A 20,964-nucleotide genomic window follows, 5' to 3' on the forward strand; every position below is an offset into this window, starting at 1 on the left:
GCGGGGGCGGAGAGGTCACCCCGGTTGCCGGAGCGAGGGCAGATCCTCACCCGAAGGGCTTGTCGGCCATCCAGTAGAACCGCGTGTGCCGCCGGTGGCGAGGCATGGCCCAGTCTCGCCGGACGAGGTCGCGCACCGCAGCGACGTCCCTGCGCTCCCCCGCGCACCACACGACCAGCCCGTCCGGGTCGAGCTGCCTCAGCGCCGTCACCTGCTCAGTGCCGGAGGGGAACACCTGCAAGTCGACGGGTCGGTCGGTCCGTCGGACGAGCTGGGCCAGTTCCGGCGTGCCGGCGAAGAGCACCGTGGCCTCGGCGCCGGGCGGGAGCGCCCCGAGGATCGACACGAAGGCGGGGATGCACGAGGCGTCACCGACGAGCGCGTAGCGGCTGACCTCGGGGTCGGGGCTCCACGCCGTCGGGGTCACGGCGATCTCGACCTCCTCGCCGGGCTCGGCTGCGAGCGCCCACGACGCCTCGGGGCCGGTGGGGTGGTGGATGACGAACTCCAGGTCGAAGGTACCGGCCTTCGGGTCGGGGTTCACCAGGGTGAACCCCCGCTGCTTCAGCACCCGGGGGTCGGTCAGCGAGGGCACCCAGAGGCGCACCCACGCCGTGGGGTAGATGTCGAGGGAGGCCATCACTTCGGGTGCGCTGAAGGAGACCCTGCGGTAGCCGTCGAGCACGTCGTGCGCCGCGGTCACCGTCACACGCTGCTCACGCGCGCCGATCGCGCGCATGACGGTGCGCTGGAAGCTCACGGCCATGATGGATCCCCGGTTTCGACCAGACCGGGACGGCCGAGCGCGACGACGGGGTCGACAGCGGGGTCGACGACCGGCTCTCCCTCGTCAGCCGACACCGGCGCCGCGGCTCGCACGATCGGCGCGAGCGCGACCGGGGCGAGGGCCACGCCCGCCGCGACGAGCACGGCAGCGGCGACGATCACCCAGCCATAACCGACGCTCGCGGCGACGCCGAGCCCGACCGCACCTCCGATGAGTCCCGCCATGAACGCGAAGCTCGCGAGCAACGTGTAGTCGCTGCCGGCCGTCGCCGACCGCGAGAGGTCCATGTGCACGGTGTACACGACCGTCGCCACGGCCCCGTACGCACCGTTCACCAGGCAGACGATCACCGCGATGACCGCGGCATCCGCCTCTCGCCCGGCGAGCACGAGCAGCGCCAGGATCGCGACGGCCTGGATCGCCCCGGCGAGCACGAGGATCCGCAGGCGACCAAACCGGCGCACCAGCAGGCCCGTCGCGAGCGCGGCCGCGATCGCCACCGCCCCGGCCACCATGGTGCTGAACGTCCCGATCGTGGCGAGCGACCAGCCCGCGTCGACGAGCATGGGCGTCACCAGCGCTTGCGCCGAACTCACCCCGATCAACAGCAGCGGCAGCACGAGGAAGGTCCAGCGAGCAACGCCGGGAGCTCGAAACACGCGCGCGAAATCGCGGAGCGACGGCCGCGACTCGGGCGAGACGCCTCGGGGGGGCTCGCGGTGGCGCGCGATCATCCACACCGGCAGCACGGTCATCGCAGCGAGGGTGACGAGAGCGGGCGCCCACCCGAGAACGTCGTACACCACGAGCACGGCGCCGCCGCCGAGGATGTTGCCGAGGTAGCCTCCGGCGACCTGGATGCCGTTCGCCACACCCCGGGTGCCGTGCTCCACCATGCGGGCGGCGAGCGCATCCGCGGCGACGTCCTGCGTCGCCGAGAGGAGCACCACGAGAGCTGCGACCACCATCAGCACGGAGAACTGGTTCACGGGATCGATCGCGGCCATCACCAGCAGGCACACCGCGATGAGTGGCTGCAGCACGAGGAGCCACGAGCGGAAGTGCCCGCGCCGCGCGCTGCCGTACCAGTCGACCAACGGCGCCCACAGGAACTTCACGCCCCACAGCAGGCCGAGCAACTGAATCAGCCCGAGCTGGTCGAGCGACGCCCCCTGCGAGCGCAGGATGCCGACCACGCCGGTGTAGAAGAAGCCGACACCGAGGAACTGCGAGACATACAGGCCGGCGAGGAGGGTCAACTCCCGGCGCTGGGTCGGTCGGGCAGATGTCTGGGTGGTCATGCGGGGGTCCTGATCGTGTCGAGGCGCCACCCGGCGGCGGCGTTCCGTTCCTTCCAGAAGCGCGCGTAGTGACCGTCACGCGCGAGGAGCTCCTCGTGGGTGCCGAGTTCGACGATGCGCCCGCCGTCCAGGAAGGCGATGTGGTCTGCCCGGGCGATGGTGTCGAGCCGGTGGGCGATGACGAGGAGCGTGCGGCGTGTGGAGACCTCGACCAACGCTGCGTGGAAGGCCGCGTCGTTCTCGGGGTCGAGCGACGCCGTGGCCTCGTCGAGCAGCACGATGGGGGCGTCCTTCAGCAGGGCACGGGCGATGGAGATCCGCTGGCGCTCGCCCCCCGACAGCGCGGTTCCCCCCTCGCCGACCTGCGTCTGCCAGCCACCGGGAAGGCGCTCGACGATCTCCGTCACTCCGGCCAGCCGTGCGGCCTCGCGGACGTCGTCCTCGCTGGCGTCGGCTCGTCCGAGCCGGATGTTCTCCTCGATGGTGCCTTCCAGGAGGAACACGTCCTGGAACACCATCGACAGCCGCGCCATGAGCTGTGGTGAGGGGATGTCACGGACGTCCACGCCTCCGAGGCGCACGCTGCCGGCGTCGACGTCGAAGAACCGGGCGACGAGGCGCGTCATGGTCGTCTTGCCCGAGCCCGATGCGCCGACCAGCGCTGTCATCGTTCCGGCAGGGACGCGGAGGCTCACGTCGTGCAGGACGGGCGAGTCCGGGGTGTAGCCGAACCTCACGCCGACGAACTCGATGCTGTCGTCGTACGGGGCTGCGCCGACGGCCGGCTCGGGGAGCGCGGGGGTGCGGAGCACCTCCTCCACGCGATCGAGGGCGCCCCGCGCCATCCGGATCGCTGCGCCGAGGTCAGCCGCGACCACGAGCGGCTCGACGAACCTCGCCGCAAGCACGAGCAACGCGAGGAGCGTCGGTACACCGAGCTCTCCGCCCAGCGCGAGGAATGCGCCTGCGACGAGGACAGCGGTGAAGGCCAGCTGGACGACGAGGACGAACGCCACGAACGGGAGCACGGATCCGCGCACCAGAGCGCGGGAGACCCGGTGCTGCGACGCCAGCGCCTCGTCGAGCGCCCGGTTCCCGTCCGTGGTGCGGCGGAACGCCCGCAGCTCCGGCTGCATCTGGGCGAACTCGATGACGCGGCTACCCGCCTCGGTGGCGGCGGCATCGAGCTCGACGTCGAACCGGCTGATCCGGCGCGACGACCACCGGAAGGTCACGGCGATGAACGGAACGGACACGAGGGCCGCCACGGCGAGGCGCCAGTCGAAGAAGAGCATCGAGACGGCCACCACGGCGGGCGTCACGAAGGCCGTGACCAGCGGCCTGAGCAGGTGCGCGGGAGCACCCATCACGTCGAAGGTGCTCTTCCCCGTCAGCTGGGAGAGGGCGCCCGTGCGCGCCGGCGTGAACCAGCCCAGGGGGAGGGTGGCCACGTGGTCACCGAGGAGGTGGTGGATCCGGCGTGAGAGACCTGAGCCCAGGCGGTAGCCGGCGAGCTGGCTGTCCGCGTGGGCGAGGGCGTACCCGACGAAGACCACGACCATGGCACCGATCCACGGCCACGCCGCCGCGGGCGAGGGCCCGAGGAGCGCCGTGAAGACCGGCACCAGCAGGACGAACCCGATGCCCTGGAGCGTCGCGGACAGCACGAGCCCGACGAGCATGCGGCGCAGCGTGCGCGCGGCGACGGGGTCGAGGATGCCGAACAGCTGCCGGATCATGCGCTGACCTCCGCTGGGTGGGTTTCCGCCGGGTAGGCCCCCGCTGGGCTGGCGGTCCCGCGACGCATCTGCGCGTACCGTCCGCCCGCGGCGAGGAGCTCTTCGTGGGTGCCGCGCTCGACGATCCGCCCTCGTTCCAGAACGAGGATCTGGTCGACGCGCTCGATCGTGTGGAGCCGGTGGGCGATGACGAGGAGGGTGCGCCCGACGGCGAGGGTCGACAGTGCGTCCTGGATCGCGGCTTCCGACTCGGGGTCGGCGAAGGCCGTCGCCTCGTCCAGGACGATGACAGGTGCGTCGGCGAGGAAGCAGCGGGCGATCGAGAGGCGCTGCGCCTCTCCCCCGGAGAAGCTCACGTCCACCCCGACGACGGCGTCGTACCCCTTCGGCAGGGCACGGATGCGCTCGTCGATCCTCGCGGCGCGTGCGGCCTGAACGATCTCCTCCCGCCGCGCGTCGGGACGGCCGAACGCGATGTTCTCGGCGACCGTGGCCCGCTGCAGGCGGACGTCCTGGAAGACGAAGGAGACGGACCGATAGAGCGTGTCGGGAGTGAGGGAGCGAATGTCCGCCCCGCCGATGCAGATGGATCCGGCGTCCGGGTCGAAGAACCGAGGCAGGAGGCGCGCCACCGTGGTCTTGCCGGAGCCCGATCTGCCCACCAGGGCCGTCACCGTGCCGGGCCGGAGCTCAAAGGAGACCTCCTGGACCGCCGCCGACTCCTCGCCGTAGCTGTAGGTGACCGCGTCAAAGACGACGTCGGTTCCCGCTGGCTCCCGCGGGTGGACGTTCAGCGGCAGCTCCGGGGTCGCCAGGACCCCACCCACCCGGCCCGCCGCCGCACGTGCGACACGCACGTCGTTGACCGAGTACCCCAGGGCGGTCAGCGGAGCGGCCAGGCCGACGCCGAGCAGCGCGAACGGCAGCACGTCGACGGGCTCGATCCATCCGGCGGCGACGAAGACCGTGGACGCCGCGGTGGTCCAGATGAGCATGAACGACGGCGACAGCAGCAGCTCCATCACCACGGTGCCCGCGAAGGTGGTGCGCACCATGGCAAGGAAGCGATCGGCGAAGGCGTCAGCAGCCTCGAGGAAGCGACGGTGCGCGCGCCCGGCCTGCCCGAAGCTCTTGACCACGGCGATGCCCTCGACGAACTCCACCGCGGCGGCCGTGACCCTCCCCATGGCGGCGTTGTAGCTCTCGTAGTGGTCACGCGCGCCAGCCATCAGCCGGGCGTAGACAGCGATGCCGATGAGCGCGGGTCCGAGGGTGATCACCGCCAGCCGCCAGTCGACCCAGAGGAGGTATCCCAGCGAGACGAGAGGGGTCACGACGGCGGCAGCGATGTTCGTGAAGCTGTGCCCGACGAGGTGGTGCAAGGCGCTGACGTCGTCGCCGACTGCTGCACGCACGGCGGCCGAGTTGCGCTCGGTGAACCAGCCCAGCGGCACCCGCCCGAGCCGGTCGACCAGCGCGCGGCGCAGGCTGAGGCCCAGGTCGTTGTCCGCGAGGTGCGTGATGCCGGTCGCCGCAACCATCGCGGCCAACCTGACGACGAGCGCCAGCCCACCCACCGCTACGACGGTCCAGACCCTCGCGCTGGCGACGGGATCGGCCAGGAGCGCCCGACCCAGTTCCGCGACAGCGACGAAGGGAACCACCGCGGCGACCGACGCGACGACCTGCAGGAGCACAGCAAGGACGACGCGCGAGCGGACGGGGGCGATCAGCGTGCCCAGGCCTGCAGGGGGCGGGGTAGCGGCGGGTGGGGCAGCGGGAGCAGCTGTGGACATGCCGTCCTCCGATCGAGTGCGTACGGCGTACGCGCAAGGCAAGCCTCACCTAAGCGGCACGGTCGCGTCAAGGCCACCTCCCGGTCCCCGCGGCGGGGCTGCGCGGGACCGAGAATCGGAGCGTGACCGGACAGCGCACGAACGCTCGATCTCCGACGACGGGGAAGCCGCGCGCTGCGCGCCTCAGCGTCGACCGGGTCCTGGAGGCGGCCTTCGCGCGCGTCCGCTCCACCGGCCTGCCGTCGCTGACCATGCGACAGCTCGCGGACGACCTCGGCACCGGTCCCATGACGCTCTACCGCCACGTGTCAGGCCGGGATGACCTCCTGCGCCGCATGCTGGACCGCACGGTGGCGGAGATGGACCTGCCGCCGGTCTCGCTCGACCCCCGCGAAGAGCTGACGGGCCTGGTCACCGCCGTGCACGCGAGATTCCGGCGCGACCCCTGGGTGGTCACCCTGGTCGCCTCCGAAGGACTGAGCAGCCCCGACATCCTGCCCGTCGTCGAACGCATGCTGAACGCCCTCAAGAACGCCGGCTGCAACCACGACGAGATGGCCGCGGCGTACGCCCTCATCTGGCACTACACCTACGGGGAGGCCATCGACTCCCACCGCGACGGCGAACTTGACCGTGTCGCAGCAGGCATGGGGGACATCGACGTTGGTGAGTACCCCACGCTGGCCGAGATGCTGTGCCGTCGACGAGGGACCCAGAGGCGTCACCTCTTCGAGGGCAACCTCCAGCGTCTGCTGGACAGCGTCCTCTGATGGCTACGGCAGAGTGACTGCGTCAGATGGAGAAGTGGCCTCGGTCAGGGGCGCACGCACGCTCCCGCTTGTGCGCGTACATCCGGGCATCGGCGCGGGCGACCAGGCGGTCGACGTCGTCCCCGGGAGCCGACAGCACGGCGCCGCAGCTGGCCGCCAGGCGGGCGGGACCGGCGGGGGTGTCGACGACGTCGTTGAGGTCGTGCAGCAACCGCTCCCGCAGGACGTCGAGCTCGCCGGGTTCGACATCGGTCACCACGACGACGAACTCGTCGCCGCCCAGGCGCCCCACCAGGTCCACCGGACGGACGGCGCTGCGCAGCCGACGCCCCACCTCGGCAAGCAGGTGGTCACCGGCGGCGTGGCCGAGCTCGTCATTGACGGCCTTGAACCCGTCGAGGTCGACGAAGACCAGCGCGCAGGCCGCGCCGCTCGTCGGCGGTGCCGCGCGCAGCAGCGCCCCGAGGTGCTCGTGGACGCCCACCCGGTTGGCGCACCCGGTCAACGCGTCGGTGTGGGCGCGCCGGTGCAGCTCCGCCTCCAGCTCGTGGCGCTCGGTCGTGTCCGTCAGGCAGACGAGCACCCCACGGCCGCCGTCGTCGTCGTCGACATGAGCCATCTCCACGCGGCACCAGCGGGCCGTTGCGTCACCAGGGCTGATCTCGGCGTCCAGCACGACCTTCCGCTCGGAGGCGAGCGCGTCGGCCGCTGCAGCCTCCAGCTGAGCGCGATGGCTCTCGGCGAAGCGCGCGACCACGTCGTCAAGGCGGGCGACGGTCGGCGCGCCCAGCAGCTCCAGTGCCTTCGCGCTGGCGAACGTGGCCGCTCCGTCGTCGTCGAGGAGGACGACGCCCACCGGCAGGCTGGCGGCGAGCAGGCGGAAGAGACGGGCCGTGGATCTGGCGGCCTCGTGCGCGGCCATCTCGTCGCTCAGGTCGACCATCTCGCAGACCACGACCGGATGGCCGTCCCGCTCCCCGTAGCGGTTCTCCAGCTCCACCCACAGCCAGGACCCGTCGGCGCACAGATGCCTGACGCGCACCCTCACCGAGCGCCCCGTGTTGCGCAGCTCCAGCCATGCGCGGACGGCGCGATCGAGGTCCTCCGGGTGGACGAGTTCGGAGGAACGCATGCCGCGCAGCTGGTCCTCAGACCACCCGGTCATGAGGGTCATCCGAGCGTCCGCGGAGAGCACCTCGGCCTTCAGCGACTTCACGACGACGGCGTTGCGGGGCCCCTGGGAGGTGGTGAGGGCTTCCCGTGGGATCGCTGCGGGCGCCTGGGTGCCGTCGGCAGACGACTCAGCCCCGGGCAGGAAGACAGCGACCACCGCACCGACGCTGTCGAGGGTGTCGAAGAAGATCAGCTCCGCCTCGATGCGGGGGTCCTCACGCAGGTGGACCGTCACCGCGACCCGCCCCTCGCCGCGGCGCTCCCAGGCTTGAGCGACGGCGGCGGCGTCTGATGGCACGAGCACGTCGAGCAAGGTGGAGCGGGAGGGTGGCAGGGGCACGGCGCGCTCCCCCGCCGGTGGTAGCGCCTCGGGCCACGGCACGCGGAAGCCGATGTCATCGATGGCCGCCAGCGCGATGTCCGAGCGCGCCAGCAGCGCCTCGAGCTCTCGCGCATGGTCGGGCTTCACCTGTGCCTGATCGACAGCTGCCCGAGCTGTCTTGAGCCCGGATCAGACGCACGTCGCGGGGGTCGCAACGGAACGACCTCCGCGAGTTCGACCGGCAACCGAGCGACAGCCCTGGACAGGTGCGCGGAGCAGCGGTGCAGGCGGAGCCGACGTGGCTGGACCGGGACTCCGACGTCGAGCGGGACGTGAGCAGCATCACCCACCCACGAGGCCTCCACCGGTCGAGCTGTAGGTAAGCCTGCCCTAAGGTGATCTCCGCCGAAGTGGGCGTCCCCCCATTCCGGAGGACGCCCCTGCCACCTCGAGCAGGAAGATCTCCATGCACCCCGTGCGCTCTGCGTCGCTGACCGCCGTCGTCCTGGCCTCCGCCCTCGCCGGATGCGGATCCTCATCCACCGAGCCCGCCGCCGCGGGGTCGACGAGCGCCACGACGGAAGCCAGCGGCACGCGGACCGTCCAGACCGCACTCGGACCCGTCGACGTTCCGCAGGACCCGCAGCGCGTCGTCGTCGTGCAGTCCCGCGCCCTCGACCTCACCACCGCCCTCGACGTGCCGACCGTCGGCGCCACGTACTGGTCCAAGGCCGTCGAGGTACCGGCCTACCTGGCAGACAAGGTGCCGGCCGACTTCGCCCTCGTCGGCAACGACGACCAGCCCGACTTCGAGGCGATCACCGCGCTCAAGCCCGACCTCATCATCGGTGACCAGACCGTCGAGAAGAACCTCGCGACACTCAAGGACATCGCCCCCGTCGCCGCCTACTCCACCGAGAACGCCGAGGGCCAGTTCGACTGGCGCACGCAGCTCGACCAGGTCGCCGAGTTCACCGGCCACCAGGAAGAGGCGAAGAAGGTCGAGGCCGACTTCGCCGCGACCGTCGCCGAGCTCGACGCGGGCGTGAAGACCCCCGGCCAGAGCGTCATCCCGCTGCGGGTGCGCGCCGACCACGTGCGCTGGCACCTCCCCGGGACCTTCATCGGCGCCCACGTGCTCGACTCGATGAAGAACATCACCCTGCCCGAGCCGACGGTGCCCAGCGAGAACGGCCGGTTCTCGATCATCCCCGCGGAGCGCCTCGACACCCTCTCCGCCGACAGGATCTTCGCCATCCTCGACAGCGACGAGGCCTACACGACGCTGCAGTCGCAGTCGCTGTGGCAGGGGCTGCCGGCCGTGAAGAACGGTGGCGTGTGCGTGACCAAGAACCTCGACGCCTGGATCCTCGGTGGGCCGGCGGCGTCGAAGGTGGTCGCGGGCGACGTCCGCGCCTGCCTCGACGCCTGAGCCGGTGAGCACAGCAACCACCGCCTCGGGAGCCTTGGCGGGTGCTCCCCCCGGCCAGCGCCGCGGGGAGCACCCGAGCCAGCCCGCCCGCCGTCCCCTGGGACGGCGGGCGGGCCTCGGCCTGACCGCGGCGGCCCTCGCCCTCGCCGTCACCGCCAGCCTGCTCGTCGGCGCGGCGCCCCTGCCGCCGTCCGACGTGTGGGCTGCCCTCACCGGGAACGGCTCGCAGCAGGCCCACATCGTGGTGTGGGAGCTGCGCGTGCCCCGCACCCTCGCGGCGTTCGCCGTCGGCCTGGCGCTCGCCGTCGCCGGAGGGGTCATGCAGGCGCTGGTGCGCAACCCCCTGGCCGACCCCGGCCTCCTCGGGGTCAACGCGGGCGCAGCCTTCTTCGTGGCGGTTGCCGTGGCCCTGCTCGGCGTGCGCTCCGTGCACCTCTACGCGGTGTTCGCCTTCGCCGGGGCGCTCCTGGTCACCGTGCTCGTGTACCGGATCACGACGGCGACAGCGCGCCCGCCGTCGAGCGCCCAGCTGGTGCTCGGCGGGGTCGCGGTGGGGGCTGCGCTCAGCGGCATCACCTCCGCGCTGTCGGTGCTGAACCCCGACGCGTTCGACCAGATGCGCTTCTGGAACGCCGGCTCGCTGGCCAACCGCTCGATCGACGCCCTCGTGCCGCTGCTGCCGTTCCTCGTGGTCGGGCTCGTGCTGGCGCTGCTGGCGGGCTCGTCCTTCAACGCCCTCGCCCTGGGGGAAGACTCCGCCCGCGCGCTCGGCGCCCGCGTCTCCACCACGCGCGTGCTGGGCATCGTGGCGATCACCCTGCTCGCGGGAAGCGCCACCGCCATCGCCGGCCCGATCGCCTTCGTCGGCCTGATGATGCCGCACGTGGCTCGCTGGATGGTCGGGCCCGACCACCGCTGGATCCTCGCCTACAGCGCACTCCTCGGGCCCATCCTCGTGCTGGTGGCCGACGTCATCGGCCGCATCGCCACCCCCGGTGAGCTCCCCGTCGGCATCGTCACCGCCTTCCTCGGGGCACCGGTGCTGCTGGTGCTCGTGCGCAGCCGCAGGGGACGTCCCTGATGGCCGCCCCCTCACACCCCGCCCCGTCACGCCCAGCGCCGTCACACCCAGCGCCGTCTGGGGACCAGCCCTCCGTGCAGTTCCCCGGCCTGGTGCGCCCGGTGCGCCTCGGCCCGTTCTCGCACCTGGTCTCCGCGCGGGCGGTCACCGTGGTGGCGGCACTCGGGGTGGCCGCGGCCGTCGTCGTCGTCGCCTCCCTCGCCCTGGGCCGCTACACGGTGCCGCCTCTGGAGGTAGTGCAGGCCCTCACCGGTCGCGCCGAGGGGATGGCCGCCACCGTGGTGCGTGAGTGGCGCCTGCCGCGCGTGATCGCGGCGCTCGGGTTCGGCGCGGCGCTCGGCTGCGCGGGCGCAGCGTTCCAGTCGCTGACGCGCAACCCGCTCGGCTCGCCCGACGTCATCGGCTTCTCCACGGGCGCGCACACCGGCGCGCTGGTGGCCATCGTCTTCCTCGGTGGGGCCTTCTCCACCACGGCGTTCGCCGCGATCCTGGGCGGCGCCCTGACCGCCGTCGTGGTCTACCTCGCGGCGCGCCAGGGCAGCACCACCGGCTTCGGGATCATCCTCGTCGGCGTGGCCGTCACCGCCGTGCTCTCCGCGGTGAACTCCTGGATCCTGCGCACCGCCGACCTCAAGGCCGCGCTCACCGCGGCGTTCTGGGGCCTGGGCAGCCTCAACGGCGTCCAGTGGGAGCGCGTCACCCCGGCCCTGGTGCTCCTCGCGGTGCCGTTCGCGCTGGTGGTGCTGGTCTGGCGCAGCGCCACGCTGCTGGAGATGGGCGACGACGCCGCCCGCAGCATGGGCGTGCGCGCGGAGCGCACGCGCGTCGTCCTCATCGTCTGCGGTGTGCTGCTCACGGCGGTGGTCACCGCCGTCGCCGGGCCGATCGCCTTCGTGGCCCTGGCCGCGCCGCAGATCGCCGCCAAGCTCACCGGCACCCCCGGCGTGGAACCGCTCACCGCCGCCGCCACCGGCGCCTTCCTGCTGGCCGCGTCCGACCTCATCGGCCAGCACGCCTTCGGGGGCACGCTCGTGCTGCCCGTCGGTGTGGTCACCGCCAGCCTCGGGGGCGCCTACCTCGTCTGGCTCGTCGTCCGCGAAGCACGCAGGAGACCCGCCTCATGACCACCCAGACCCCGGCGTCGGCCCACGCGCCGGCCACGGACGAGAGCACCGCCGGCAGCCGCGTCCGCATCGAGGGCGTCACGCTCGCCTACGACACGGCCGTCGTCGTCGACGACGTCACCACGGCGATCCCCGACGGCGGATTCACCGCCATCATCGGGCCCAACGGGTGCGGCAAGTCGACGCTGCTGCGCAGCGTCGCCCGTGTCATGACACCCCGCAGCGGCGCGGTGCTGCTCGACGGGCGTGACGTCACCCGCTACAAGCCCAAGGAGCTCGCGCGCCAGGTGGGACTGCTGCCGCAGTCGTCCGTGGCACCCGACAGCATCTCCGTGGCCGAGCTCGTGGCCCGCGGCCGGTTCCCCCACCAGACACCGTTCGCCCAGTGGTCGCAGTCCGACGAGCGGGCTGTGCAGCGGGCGCTGCGCTCCACTGGCGTCGAGGAGCTGAGCACCCGCCCGGTGGAGGCGCTCTCCGGCGGTCAGCGCCAGCGGGTGTGGGTGGCGATGGCGCTCGCCCAGGAGACAGGCGTGCTCCTGCTCGACGAGCCCACCACCTACCTCGACGTCGCCCACCAGATCGAGCTGCTCGACCTGTTCGCCGACCTCCACGAGGAGGGCCGCACCGTGGTCGCCGTCCTGCACGACCTCAACCACGCGGCCCGCTACGCGACCCACCTCGTGGTGATGCGTGACGGGCGGGTGGTCGCCGAGGGCGAACCGCCTCAGGTGCTCACGCGTGAGCTCGTCGCCGACGTGTTCGGCCTCGCGGCGGTCATCATCGACGACCCCGAGACGGGCACGCCGCTGGTGGTGCCTCGAGCGCGTTCCCACCGCGCCCGCACCTGATCCCCACCCCCGAGATCAAGGAAGCCGCGCACGCCGGGCGTGCGTAGCTTCCTTGATCGTCGCGGAGGGGAGGGGTCAGACCGGGGTGGGGCGGGACGAGTCGATGAGCATCCGCAGTCCCAGTTCAAAGGCCCGCGTGGCCACCGGGTCCTGCGGGTCCTCGTCGGAGAGCGTCTCGAACGCGGCCGCGAACCGGGGCAGCGCCTGCTCCTGGCCGCTCGGGTCGAACATCACCGGGGGGCCGGACATGTCGAGCACGCTGCCGATGACGAACGACTCGAAGGCGGTGAGCAAGGGCAGCACGTCGCGGCTGCTCCAGCCGACGCCCTCCGCGGCCACCGCGAAGTACTCGTAGGCGTTCAGGACCACCGGCGTCGAGGAGCGGGTGGACATGAGCAGCGGCACGGTGCGCGGATGGCGCGCGAAGGCCGCCCGGTAGGAGCGCGCCCAGGCGCGCAGCCCGTCCTCCCACGCCATCGTGCGCAGGGGCTCGGAGTCGATGGAGGCCGAGACGAGGGCGCGCACGTCCTCGACCAGCGCGGCGCGGTCGGGCACGTGGTGGTACAGCGAGGTGGGGTTGACTCCCAGGCGGGCGGCCACCCGGCGGATGCTTGCGCCCTCGCTGCCGTGCTGGTCCACGAGGGCGAGCGCCGTGCGGGCGATGAGGTCGCGACTGAGCAGCGGCTGCTTCGGTCTGGCGATGGATGCCTCCCGGGTATCTCGAACAGCCTAGACAGGCACTGTCCACGCTAAAACAAACACCGTATGTTTCCGCCCGTGGACACCCCGGTGAGCACTGCGGTCTTCGACTACTTCGCCCAGGTCGACCTCCCGACCCCGACGCTCTCCGCTGACGAGGCCCGACGCCTCGTCGCGGACGTGTTCGGCGTCGAGGCCGACATCTCGCCGCTGGGCAGCCAGCAAGACCAGAACTTCCGGCTGTTCGAGCCCGGCTCGTCCGAGCCGCTGGGCGTGCTGAAGATCAGCAACCCCGCCTTCAGCGAAGCCGAGATCGAGCTGCAGGACACCGCCGCCGCCGTCGTCGGCCAGTACAGCCCCCACCTGCGCGTGCCGCGCCTGGTGGAGGGGCCGCGCGGGCCGATGTCGGCGTGGTGGCAGACCTCCCAGGGTCGCCTGCACGCCCGCGTCATCGAGAACATCGCCGGCAGCACACTGAACGGTTCCGGCTACCTGGCCCCCGCGGTCGTCGCCGGCATGGGTGAGCTGGCCGCGCAGGTCAGCCTGGCACTGGCGGACGTCGAGCACCCGGCCGCCGGGCGCGTGCTGCAGTGGAACCTCCAGCACGCCGCCCGCGTCGTCGGCGTCCTGCTCCCCTCCGAACCCGACGCCGCCGTGCGCGACCTCGTGCAGCGCGCCACCGACGCCGCGCTCGCGGCACTGGCCCCGGTGGCCGACGCGCTGCCGGTGCAGGTGGGCCACTTCGACGTCACCGACGACAACGTGCTGCGCCACCCCGGCGCCACCGTGCCCGATGCCGTCATCGACTTCGGTGACGTGAGCGCGTCGTGGCGGGTCGGCGAGATCGCCGTGACCACCTCCTCGGTGCTCCACCACGACGGCGCCACCCCCGAGAGCGCACTCGTCGCCGTCCGCGCGTTCGACAGGCTGCGCCCGCTCGACGACGCCGAGATCACCGCCTTCTGGCCGCTCGTGGTGCTGCGCGGAGCGGTGCTCGTGCTCAGCGGTCGCGCGCAGGTGCGCATCGACGACGACAACGCCTACGCCTCCGACGGCCTCGACCGGGAGATGCGCATCCTCGAGCAGGCCGTCTCGGTGCCGCTCGACGTGCTCACCGCCGCCACGCGCGCCGCCCTCGGCCGTCCGGCCGCGCCGGCACCTGCGTGGAACGGGGCACCGCTGCTCGGTCAGCTCGCCCGTCACGTGGCGCTCGACGCCTCCACCGAGTCACCCCTGAACAACGGTGGCGCGTGGCTCGACGCGGACGCGCTCGACACCGCGGCACTGGCCGCGCTGGACGGCGGCGCCGACGTCGTCACCGTGCCCGCGTGGCGGTCCCTGCTGCTCGCGCCCGACGGGCCACTGCCGCTGACGCGGGAGACCGTGCCCACCGGCACCACCGTCTGGCTGGCCCAGCCGGCGCGCCTCAAGGGCGCGAGCCTCGCTGGCGGCGTCCTCACGTGGACGGACGGCGGCGAGGTCGTCACCGTCACCCCGCTGACGGGCGAGCTCGGCGAGGGCACCGAGACCGACGTCCTGCCGGCACGCACCCGCCTGTTCGTCCAGCGCCACCCCGCGGGAACCAGCGCCCCGGCGCCGCGCGTGACGCCGGCGATGGCGCAGGCGTGGCACCAGGTCTGCGGTGACCCCGAGGCGGCGCTCGGCCTGCCCACCTCACCCACCGCCGGCACCTCGGAGGGCGACGACGACGGCGACGACGTGCTGGCGCGCCGCCACCGCGTGCTCGCCGAGGTGCAGGAGCACTACTACGACACTCCCCCGCGCATCGAGCGCGGCTTCCGGGAGTGGCTGGTGGACGTCGACGGCCGCGTGCTGCTCGACATGGTCAACAACGTCGCGTCGGTGGGCCACGCGCACCCGCACGTGATCGCGGCGGGCACCCGCCAGATGCACCTGCTCAACACCAACTCCCGCTTCCACTACCGCGCCATCACCGAGTACGCCGAGCGCATCACGGCCACGCTGCCCGACGAGCTCGACACGGTGTTCTTCGTCAACTCCGGCTCGGAGGCCACCGACCTGGCCATCCGCCTGGCCATGGCGTCCACCGGCCGGCCCGACGTCGTCGCGATGCGCGAGGCGTACCACGGGTGGACCTACGCGAGCGACGCCGTCTCGACGTCCATCGCCGACAACCCCAACGCGCTGGCCACGCGCCCGGCGTGGGTGCACACCGTCGACGCCGCCAACTCCTTCCGCGGGCGCCACCGCGGGGAGCAGGCCGCGCTCTACGCGCCGGAGGCCGTGGCCGTCATCGACGAGCTCGCGGCGTCGGGCCGGCCGCCGGCCGGGTTCATCTGCGAGACGTTCTTCGGCAATGCCGGCGGCGTCGCCCTGCCGGACGGGTACCTGCAGCAGGTGTACGCGGCGGTGCGCCGCCACGGCGGCGTCGCGATCGCCGACGAGGTGCAGGTGGGCTTCGGCCGCCTCGGGCACTGGTTCTGGGGCTTCCACCAGCAGGGCGCCGTCCCCGACGTCGTCGCGGTGGCCAAGTCCATCGGTGGCGGTCACCCGCTCGGCGCGGTCATCACCACCCGTGCGATCGCCGACAGGTACCGCACGCAGGGGTACTTCTTCTCCTCCACGGGCGGCTCGCCGGTCTCCTCGGCCATCGGCGCCGCGGTGCTCGACGTCATCCAGAACGAGGGCCTGCAGGAGAACGCCCGCGTGGTGGGCACCCACCTCAAGGCACGCCTGGAGGAGCTCGGGCAGCGTCACCCGATCATCGGCACCGTGCACGGGTCGGGCCTGTACCTCGGGCTGGAGTTCGTGCGAGACCGCGAGACGCTCGAACCGGCCACGGAGGAGACCGAGGCCATCTGCACCCGCCTCCTCGAGCTGGGCGTCATCATGCAGCCCACCGGTGACTTCCAGAACGTGCTGAAGATCAAGCCTCCGCTGTGCATCGCGGAGGCGTCGGTCGACGCGTTCGTCGACGCGCTGGACCGGGTGCTGACCACCGGCTGGTGACGGCGATGACCTCGCCGGTGCCGGACCAGCAACGGGCGCCCAGCAGGCGGCGAGTGGCGGTGGTGACGGGCGCGGGCAGCCCCGACGGCATCGGCTTCGCCACTGCCCGTCACCTCGCCGCCGCCGGCCACGCCGTCGTCGTCGCCTCCACCACGGGCCGCATCCACGAGCGCGTGGCCGAGCTGTGCTCCCAGGGGTGGGAGGCAGCCGGCGTCGTCGGCGACCTCACCGACCCGCAGGTGGCGCGTGACCTCGTCGCGGTGGCCGCCGAGCGCTTCGGCGGGCTCGACGTGCTGGTGAACAACGCCGGGATGGTCGCGGTGTCGGGGTCCGAGGCGGCGGCGTCGGTCGCGTCCACCACGGACGCCGACTGGCGCGCGAGCATCGCCCGCACCCTCGACACCACCTTCTACGTGACGCGCGCGGCGCTGCCGCTGCTGCCGGACGGCGTCGGGCGGATCGTCAACGTCGCCTCGGTATCAGGCCCGGTGATGGCCTACGGCGACGACGCTGCCTACCACGCTGCCAAGGCCGCGGTGGTGGGGCTGACCCGATCCCTCGCCATCGACCTGGGCCCGCGCGGCATCACCTGCAACGCCGTGGCGCCGGGGTGGATCGCCACCGGGTCAGCCACCCCACGGGAGCTGGATGCAGGCCGCGCCACCCCGGCGGGGAGGTCCGGGACACCCGACGAGGTGGCCGCCGTGGTGGCGTTCCTCGCCTCCCCCGGCGCCTCCTACGTCACTGGCCAGGTGCTGGTGGTGGACGGCGGCAACTCCGTCGCGGAGGAGCGCAGCCGCATCTGACCGGCCCCCGGCCGTGATCATGGAAGGTGCACACGGCAGGCGTGCACGCCTCCCATGATCACGATCAGGGGGCGCCGGTGCGGTCGTAGCGCTGCCGCAGCAGGCGCTTGGGCACCTTGCCGCTGGCCGTGCGCGGCAGCTCGGCGACCACCTCCAGCGTGCGCGGCACCTTGTAGCGGGCCAGCGACACCGACAGCCGCTCGACCATCGCCTCACTCGTCAGCTCCGCACCCGGAGCGAGCGTGACGACGGCGTGGGGCACCTCGCCCCACCGCTCGTGGGGCAGGCCGATGACCGCGGCCCCGGTCACACCCGGCAGCGCCATGAGCGCGTTCTCGACCTCGGCGGGGTACACGTTCTCCGCACCGGAGATGATCATGTCCTTGATGCGGTCGGCGATGACGAGGAAGCCGTCCTCGTCGAGCAGGCCGACGTCGCCGGTGCGCAGCCACCCGTCGCGGGTGCGCGCATCGGCGGTCGCGGAGGGGTTGCCCCAGTACTCGAGGAACGTGTTCGGGCCGAGAGCCTCCACCTCACCGGCGACCCCCGGGCCGGCGAGCTCGCCGGTGGCGGTGTCACGGATGCGCACGCGCGTGAAGAAATGCGCCAGCCCTGCGGAGCGCGGGTGCGCGGCGGTGTGCTGCGGCGGCAGCAGCGTGATGCCCGGAGAGGCCTCGGTCATGCCGTAGCCGCCGGAGAAGCGCAGACCGCGCGCCTCGTAGGCCTCGCGCACCCGGTCCGGCACCGGTGAACCTCCGCAGGTCATGAGCCGCAGGGAGGACAGATCGGTCGTCGCCCAGGTCGGGTCGTCCGCCATGAGCTGGAACGTGGTGGGGACGCCGCTGATCGTCGTCGCCCGCAACGTCTCGATGGAGGCGAGCGCCTCGGCCGCCACGAAGCGCTCCTGCAGCAGCACCGTCGCCCCCTTGAGCAGCACGGGCAGGCAACCCATGCCGAGGGAGGCGACGTGGAACAGCGGGGACACCATGAGCGCCCGATCGGTGCTGGTGACGTCGTAGTCGACGAGCACGTTGAGGGCGTTCCAGGTGAGGTTGCCGTGCGTGAGCACGGCCCCCTTGGGGCGTCCGGTGGTGCCGGAGGTGTAGACGATGAGCGCCGGGTCCTCCAGGCCGACGTCGGGCAGGTCGGTGAGCGGCGGTGCGTCGAGGAGCGCCTCGAAGTCGTCACCAGCCCCGTCGTCACCATCGGCACCGACCCGCACCTGCACCAGGGGCTGCGCCGACCCAGCAGCGGCCTCGTCGGCCCTCCCGGCGAGGGCGGGTGTGCTGATGAGCAGGCTCGCGCCGCAGTCCGCGAGCATGTACGCCAGCTCCGGCGCGGCCAGCCGCGTGTTGAGCGGCACGAAGACCGCACCCAGCCGTGCGGTGGCGAACATCGCCTCCACGAAGGAGGGGTGGTTGTCACCGAGGTAGGCCACGCGGTCGCCCCGCGAGACGCCCCGGGCCCGCAGACCGGCGGCGATGCCGTCGACCCGGTCGGCGAGCTCGTCGTAGGTGAGCTCCGCTCCGTTGAAGACCAGAGCCGGGTGGCCCTTCGACTTCACGGCGCGCAGGCGTAGCCAGCTGCCGATCCCCTGCGCCTCCGCGCTGACGTCCACGTCGTCGTCCTCCGCCTCGTTGCGGTGCTGGTGCTGGTGGTCTGCGACTCAGCCGTAGACGCGGGAGAGGAACTCGACCACGAGCGCGGGGCGCTCGCTGCCCTCGAGCTCCAGGACACCGGAGACGGCCAGCTGCAGGCCGCCCTTGACCTCGGTGACGGAGCTCAGCGTGGCGACGAGGCGGATCCGCGACCCGGCCTTCACCGGCGAGGTGAAGCGCACCTTGTCGAGACCGTAGTTGACGAGGGTGGTGGCGTCGCTCACCTCGAGCAGCTGCGACCACAGCGGGATGAACAGCGACAGGGTGAGGAACCCGTGCGCGATGGGCGCACCGAAGGGGCCGCTGGCGGCGCGCTCGGGGTCGACGTGGATCCACTGGTGGTCGTCGGTGGCGTCCGCGAAGGTGTTGATCCGCTCCTGCGTGATGGTGATCCACTCGGAGGAGCCGATCTCAGCGCCGGCGAGACCCGGCAGCTCGGCGAGGGTGGTGGTGCGTGCGGCCATGGGGATGCTCCTGGTCTGAGATGGGTGATGAGGACGACGACGAGGTCGGCGTCGAGGCTGGGGCGGCGCTGCGCGCTCAGGCGAGGCCGAGCAGGCGGACGGCGTTGTCCTTGAGGATCTTGCTGCGGACCGGACCGTCGATGCCGAGGCCCTCGAAGTCGCGCATCCACCGGTCGGGCGTGATGAGCGGGAAATCCGAGCCGAACAGCACCTTGTCCTGCAGGTAGCTGCGAGCGGCGCGCACGAGCTGCTCGGGGAAGTACTTCGGCGACCAGCCCGACAGGTCGATGAAGACGTTCGGCTTGTGCGTGGCGATGGAGATCGCCTCGTCCTGCCACGGCACCGAGGGGTGCGCCAGGATGATCTTCAAGTCGGGGAAGTCGGCGGCGACGTCGTCGACGAGCATCGGGTTGGAGTACCGCAGCTTCAGCCCTCCCCCACCGGGCAGGCCCGCACCGATGCCCGTCTGCCCGGAGTGGATCAGCACCGGCACGCCAAGGTCGGAGATCTCGGCCCACAGGGGGCAGAGCTCGGGGTCGCTCGGGTCGAAGCCCTGCAGGGTCGGGTGCAGCTTGAACCCGCGAGCGCCGTGCTCCCGCACGAAGCTGCGCGCCTCCGCCACGGCGGTGCTCCCGCGGCGCGGGTCCACGGACGCGAACGGGATGAGCACGTCGGCGTGGTCGGCCGCCCGGTCGAGCAGCTCGGCCACCGGCACGCCGATCCGGCCGAGCTGGGTGCGTGCGTCGACGGTGAAGACGACGGCGGCGGTGCGGCGCTCTCGGTAGTGAGCAGCGATCGCGGACAGGTCGCGGCCGACGCCGTCGCTGCGGAAGTACTTCGCGGCCGCGGCGGCGAACTCCTCCGGGAGCGCGGTCTCGCCGTGGCAGCCCTCCTCGACGTGGACGTGGACGTCGACGGCGTCGATCTCGTCGACCCTCACTGCAGCACCCGAGGTCGCCGCGGTGCTCATGAGGCCTGCGTGCTGCGGTCGAGCTCGGCCGGCAGCGCGGGGAACTTCTCCCCCACGGACTGCAGGCTGGCGCGGATCTGCTCGGCTGCCACGTCGGCGATGGCGTCGGCGCTCCAGCCGCCGTCGTGCTCGAGCGACAGGGCGGGCTCCGGATGGGTCCACAGCTGCAGCCGGTCACCGCCTACGCCGATGACCTGACCGTTGATGCCCGCGGCCTGCTCCGAGGCGAGGTAGACGACCACGCCCGCGACGTCGTCGGTGGTCCCGAAACCGAGCTGCTTGCGGTAGAAGTCGGGCATCGGCCGCCCGGCGTCCTCGGCCTCGATGGCTGCGGCGAAGTAGGGGACGGTGCGCGTCATCGCGGTGGCCGCGACGGGGACGACGGCGTTGACGGTGGTGCCGGAGCGGCCCATCTCCAGCGCCCAGGTGCGGACCATGCCGACGATGCCGGCCTTGGCGGCGGCGTAGTTGGTCTGCCCGAAGGTGCCGCGCTGACCGGTGGGCGAGCCGATGGTGACGATGCGCCCGGGGGTGCCGGTCTCCTTGAAGTGCGCCCACGCCGCGCGCACGCAGGTGAAGGTGCCGCGCAGGTGCACGCCGATGACGGTGTCGAAGTCGTCGTCGGTCATCTTCAGCAGCGACTTGTCGCGCAGCACGCCGGCGTTGGTGACCAGCGCGTCCAGACGACCGAACGACTCCACGGCGGTGTCGACCAGCTGCTGCGCCGTCTCGGTGGGCCCGACAGGGGCGACGACGACGGCGGCGCGCCCGCCCGCGGCGCGGATCTCAGCGGCGGTGCGCTCGGCGGCCTCGGCGCTGACGTCGTTCACGACGACGGCGGCGCCGGCGGCGGCGAGCGCCTCGGCGTAGGCGGCGCCGAGGCCGCTGCCGCTGCCGGTGACGATGGCCACGCGGTCGGTGGGGGAGATGGTCACGTCGTCGTCCTCCGCACATCGGTGTGCCGGTGTCCCGGTGCTCCGGACGCTACGGGCAATCGTTGAAA

The 20,964-nt window shown here is 72.4% G+C and carries 17 protein-coding genes; 7 read left to right on the top strand and 10 right to left on the bottom strand.

The annotated features are described in order from the left end of the window. Positions 1-46: 46 nt before the first annotated feature. The 4 genes from BXY45_RS07310 to BXY45_RS07325 are packed head-to-tail and all read right to left on the bottom strand — an operon-like array spanning position 47 to position 5,623. Complete coding sequence (locus tag BXY45_RS07310; RefSeq protein WP_109773676.1) at positions 47-766, bottom strand: siderophore-interacting protein; 720 nt, start codon at positions 764-766, stop codon at positions 47-49. Continuing rightward, on the bottom strand, positions 757-2,088 hold the full coding sequence (locus BXY45_RS07315; protein ID WP_109773677.1) for an MFS transporter: 1,332 nt from the start codon (positions 2,086-2,088) through the stop codon (positions 757-759). Before BXY45_RS07315 ends, BXY45_RS07310 begins: the two co-directional genes overlap by 10 nt. Beyond that, positions 2,085-3,827, bottom strand: a complete 1,743-nt coding sequence (locus BXY45_RS07320; RefSeq protein ID WP_109773678.1) for an ABC transporter ATP-binding protein — start codon at positions 3,825-3,827, stop codon at positions 2,085-2,087. Before BXY45_RS07320 ends, BXY45_RS07315 begins: the two co-directional genes overlap by 4 nt. After that, on the bottom strand, positions 3,824-5,623 hold the full coding sequence (locus BXY45_RS07325; protein WP_109773679.1) for an ABC transporter ATP-binding protein: 1,800 nt from the start codon (positions 5,621-5,623) through the stop codon (positions 3,824-3,826). Before BXY45_RS07325 ends, BXY45_RS07320 begins: the two co-directional genes overlap by 4 nt. 122 nt (positions 5,624-5,745) lie before the next feature. Between BXY45_RS07325 and BXY45_RS07330 the strand changes: the two genes are divergently transcribed. After that, positions 5,746-6,393 (top strand): TetR/AcrR family transcriptional regulator, encoded by a 648-nt coding sequence (locus BXY45_RS07330; protein WP_109773680.1) that lies wholly within the window; start codon positions 5,746-5,748, stop codon positions 6,391-6,393. Between the two features lie 22 nt (positions 6,394-6,415). Here BXY45_RS07330 and BXY45_RS07335 read toward each other — a convergent pair whose 3' ends face one another. Then, positions 6,416-8,035, bottom strand: a complete 1,620-nt coding sequence (locus BXY45_RS07335) for a diguanylate cyclase domain-containing protein (protein ID WP_109773681.1) — start codon at positions 8,033-8,035, stop codon at positions 6,416-6,418. A 319-nt stretch (positions 8,036-8,354) separates the two neighbouring features. Between BXY45_RS07335 and BXY45_RS07340 the strand changes: the two genes are divergently transcribed. The 4 genes from BXY45_RS07340 to BXY45_RS07355 all read left to right on the top strand — a co-directional run bounded on the left by BXY45_RS07340 (position 8,355) and on the right by BXY45_RS07355 (position 12,373). Continuing rightward, entirely contained in the window at positions 8,355-9,320 is a 966-nt protein-coding gene (locus BXY45_RS07340) for an ABC transporter substrate-binding protein (protein ID WP_109773682.1), read from the top strand. Positions 9,321-9,324: 4 nt separating this feature from the next. Beyond that, positions 9,325-10,401, top strand: coding sequence for a FecCD family ABC transporter permease (locus BXY45_RS07345; RefSeq protein WP_109773683.1), 1,077 nt, complete (start codon positions 9,325-9,327; stop codon positions 10,399-10,401). A 74-nt stretch (positions 10,402-10,475) separates the two neighbouring features. After that, on the top strand, positions 10,476-11,525 hold the full coding sequence (locus BXY45_RS07350) for a FecCD family ABC transporter permease (protein ID WP_170131363.1): 1,050 nt from the start codon (positions 10,476-10,478) through the stop codon (positions 11,523-11,525). Further along, positions 11,522-12,373, top strand: a complete 852-nt coding sequence (locus BXY45_RS07355) for an ABC transporter ATP-binding protein (RefSeq protein ID WP_109773685.1) — start codon at positions 11,522-11,524, stop codon at positions 12,371-12,373. Before BXY45_RS07350 ends, BXY45_RS07355 begins: the two co-directional genes overlap by 4 nt. 75 nt (positions 12,374-12,448) lie before the next feature. Here the strand turns inward: BXY45_RS07355 and BXY45_RS07360 are convergent, their stop codons facing one another. After that, positions 12,449-13,075 (bottom strand): TetR/AcrR family transcriptional regulator, encoded by a 627-nt coding sequence (locus BXY45_RS07360; protein WP_342799523.1) that lies wholly within the window; start codon positions 13,073-13,075, stop codon positions 12,449-12,451. Positions 13,076-13,138: 63 nt separating this feature from the next. On the opposite strand from BXY45_RS07360, the gene BXY45_RS07365 reads away from it, so the two are divergent. Together BXY45_RS07365 and BXY45_RS07370 are read left to right on the top strand one after the other, a co-directional pair. Continuing rightward, the gene (locus BXY45_RS07365) at positions 13,139-16,063 is read left to right on the top strand and encodes an aminotransferase (RefSeq protein WP_109773687.1); all 2,925 of its coding nucleotides are present in this window, start codon (positions 13,139-13,141) and stop codon (positions 16,061-16,063) included. Between the two features lie 5 nt (positions 16,064-16,068). Beyond that, entirely contained in the window at positions 16,069-16,869 is an 801-nt protein-coding gene (locus tag BXY45_RS07370; protein WP_109773773.1) for an SDR family NAD(P)-dependent oxidoreductase, read from the top strand. A gap of 64 nt (positions 16,870-16,933) precedes the next feature. Here the strand turns inward: BXY45_RS07370 and BXY45_RS07375 are convergent, their stop codons facing one another. From BXY45_RS07375 to BXY45_RS07390, 4 genes are all read right to left on the bottom strand, one after another. Further along, positions 16,934-18,487 carry an acyl-CoA synthetase gene (locus BXY45_RS07375; RefSeq protein WP_109773688.1) on the bottom strand — a complete coding sequence of 518 codons (1,554 nt, stop codon included), beginning with the start codon at positions 18,485-18,487 and terminating at the stop codon, positions 16,934-16,936. A 48-nt stretch (positions 18,488-18,535) separates the two neighbouring features. Then, on the bottom strand, positions 18,536-18,991 hold the full coding sequence (locus tag BXY45_RS07380) for a MaoC family dehydratase (protein ID WP_109773689.1): 456 nt from the start codon (positions 18,989-18,991) through the stop codon (positions 18,536-18,538). 76 nt (positions 18,992-19,067) lie between these two features. Next, on the bottom strand, positions 19,068-19,961 hold the full coding sequence (locus BXY45_RS07385) for an amidohydrolase family protein (RefSeq protein WP_109773690.1): 894 nt from the start codon (positions 19,959-19,961) through the stop codon (positions 19,068-19,070). After that, positions 19,958-20,890 (bottom strand): SDR family oxidoreductase, encoded by a 933-nt coding sequence (locus BXY45_RS07390; protein ID WP_109773774.1) that lies wholly within the window; start codon positions 20,888-20,890, stop codon positions 19,958-19,960. The genes BXY45_RS07385 and BXY45_RS07390 overlap by 4 nt, the downstream gene beginning before the upstream one ends. Between the last annotated feature and the right edge of the window lie 74 nt (positions 20,891-20,964).

Origin of the sequence: Quadrisphaera granulorum (assembly GCF_003149145.1) — a bacterium.
GTDB classification, from domain to species: Bacteria; Actinomycetota; Actinomycetes; order Actinomycetales; family Quadrisphaeraceae; genus Quadrisphaera; species Quadrisphaera granulorum.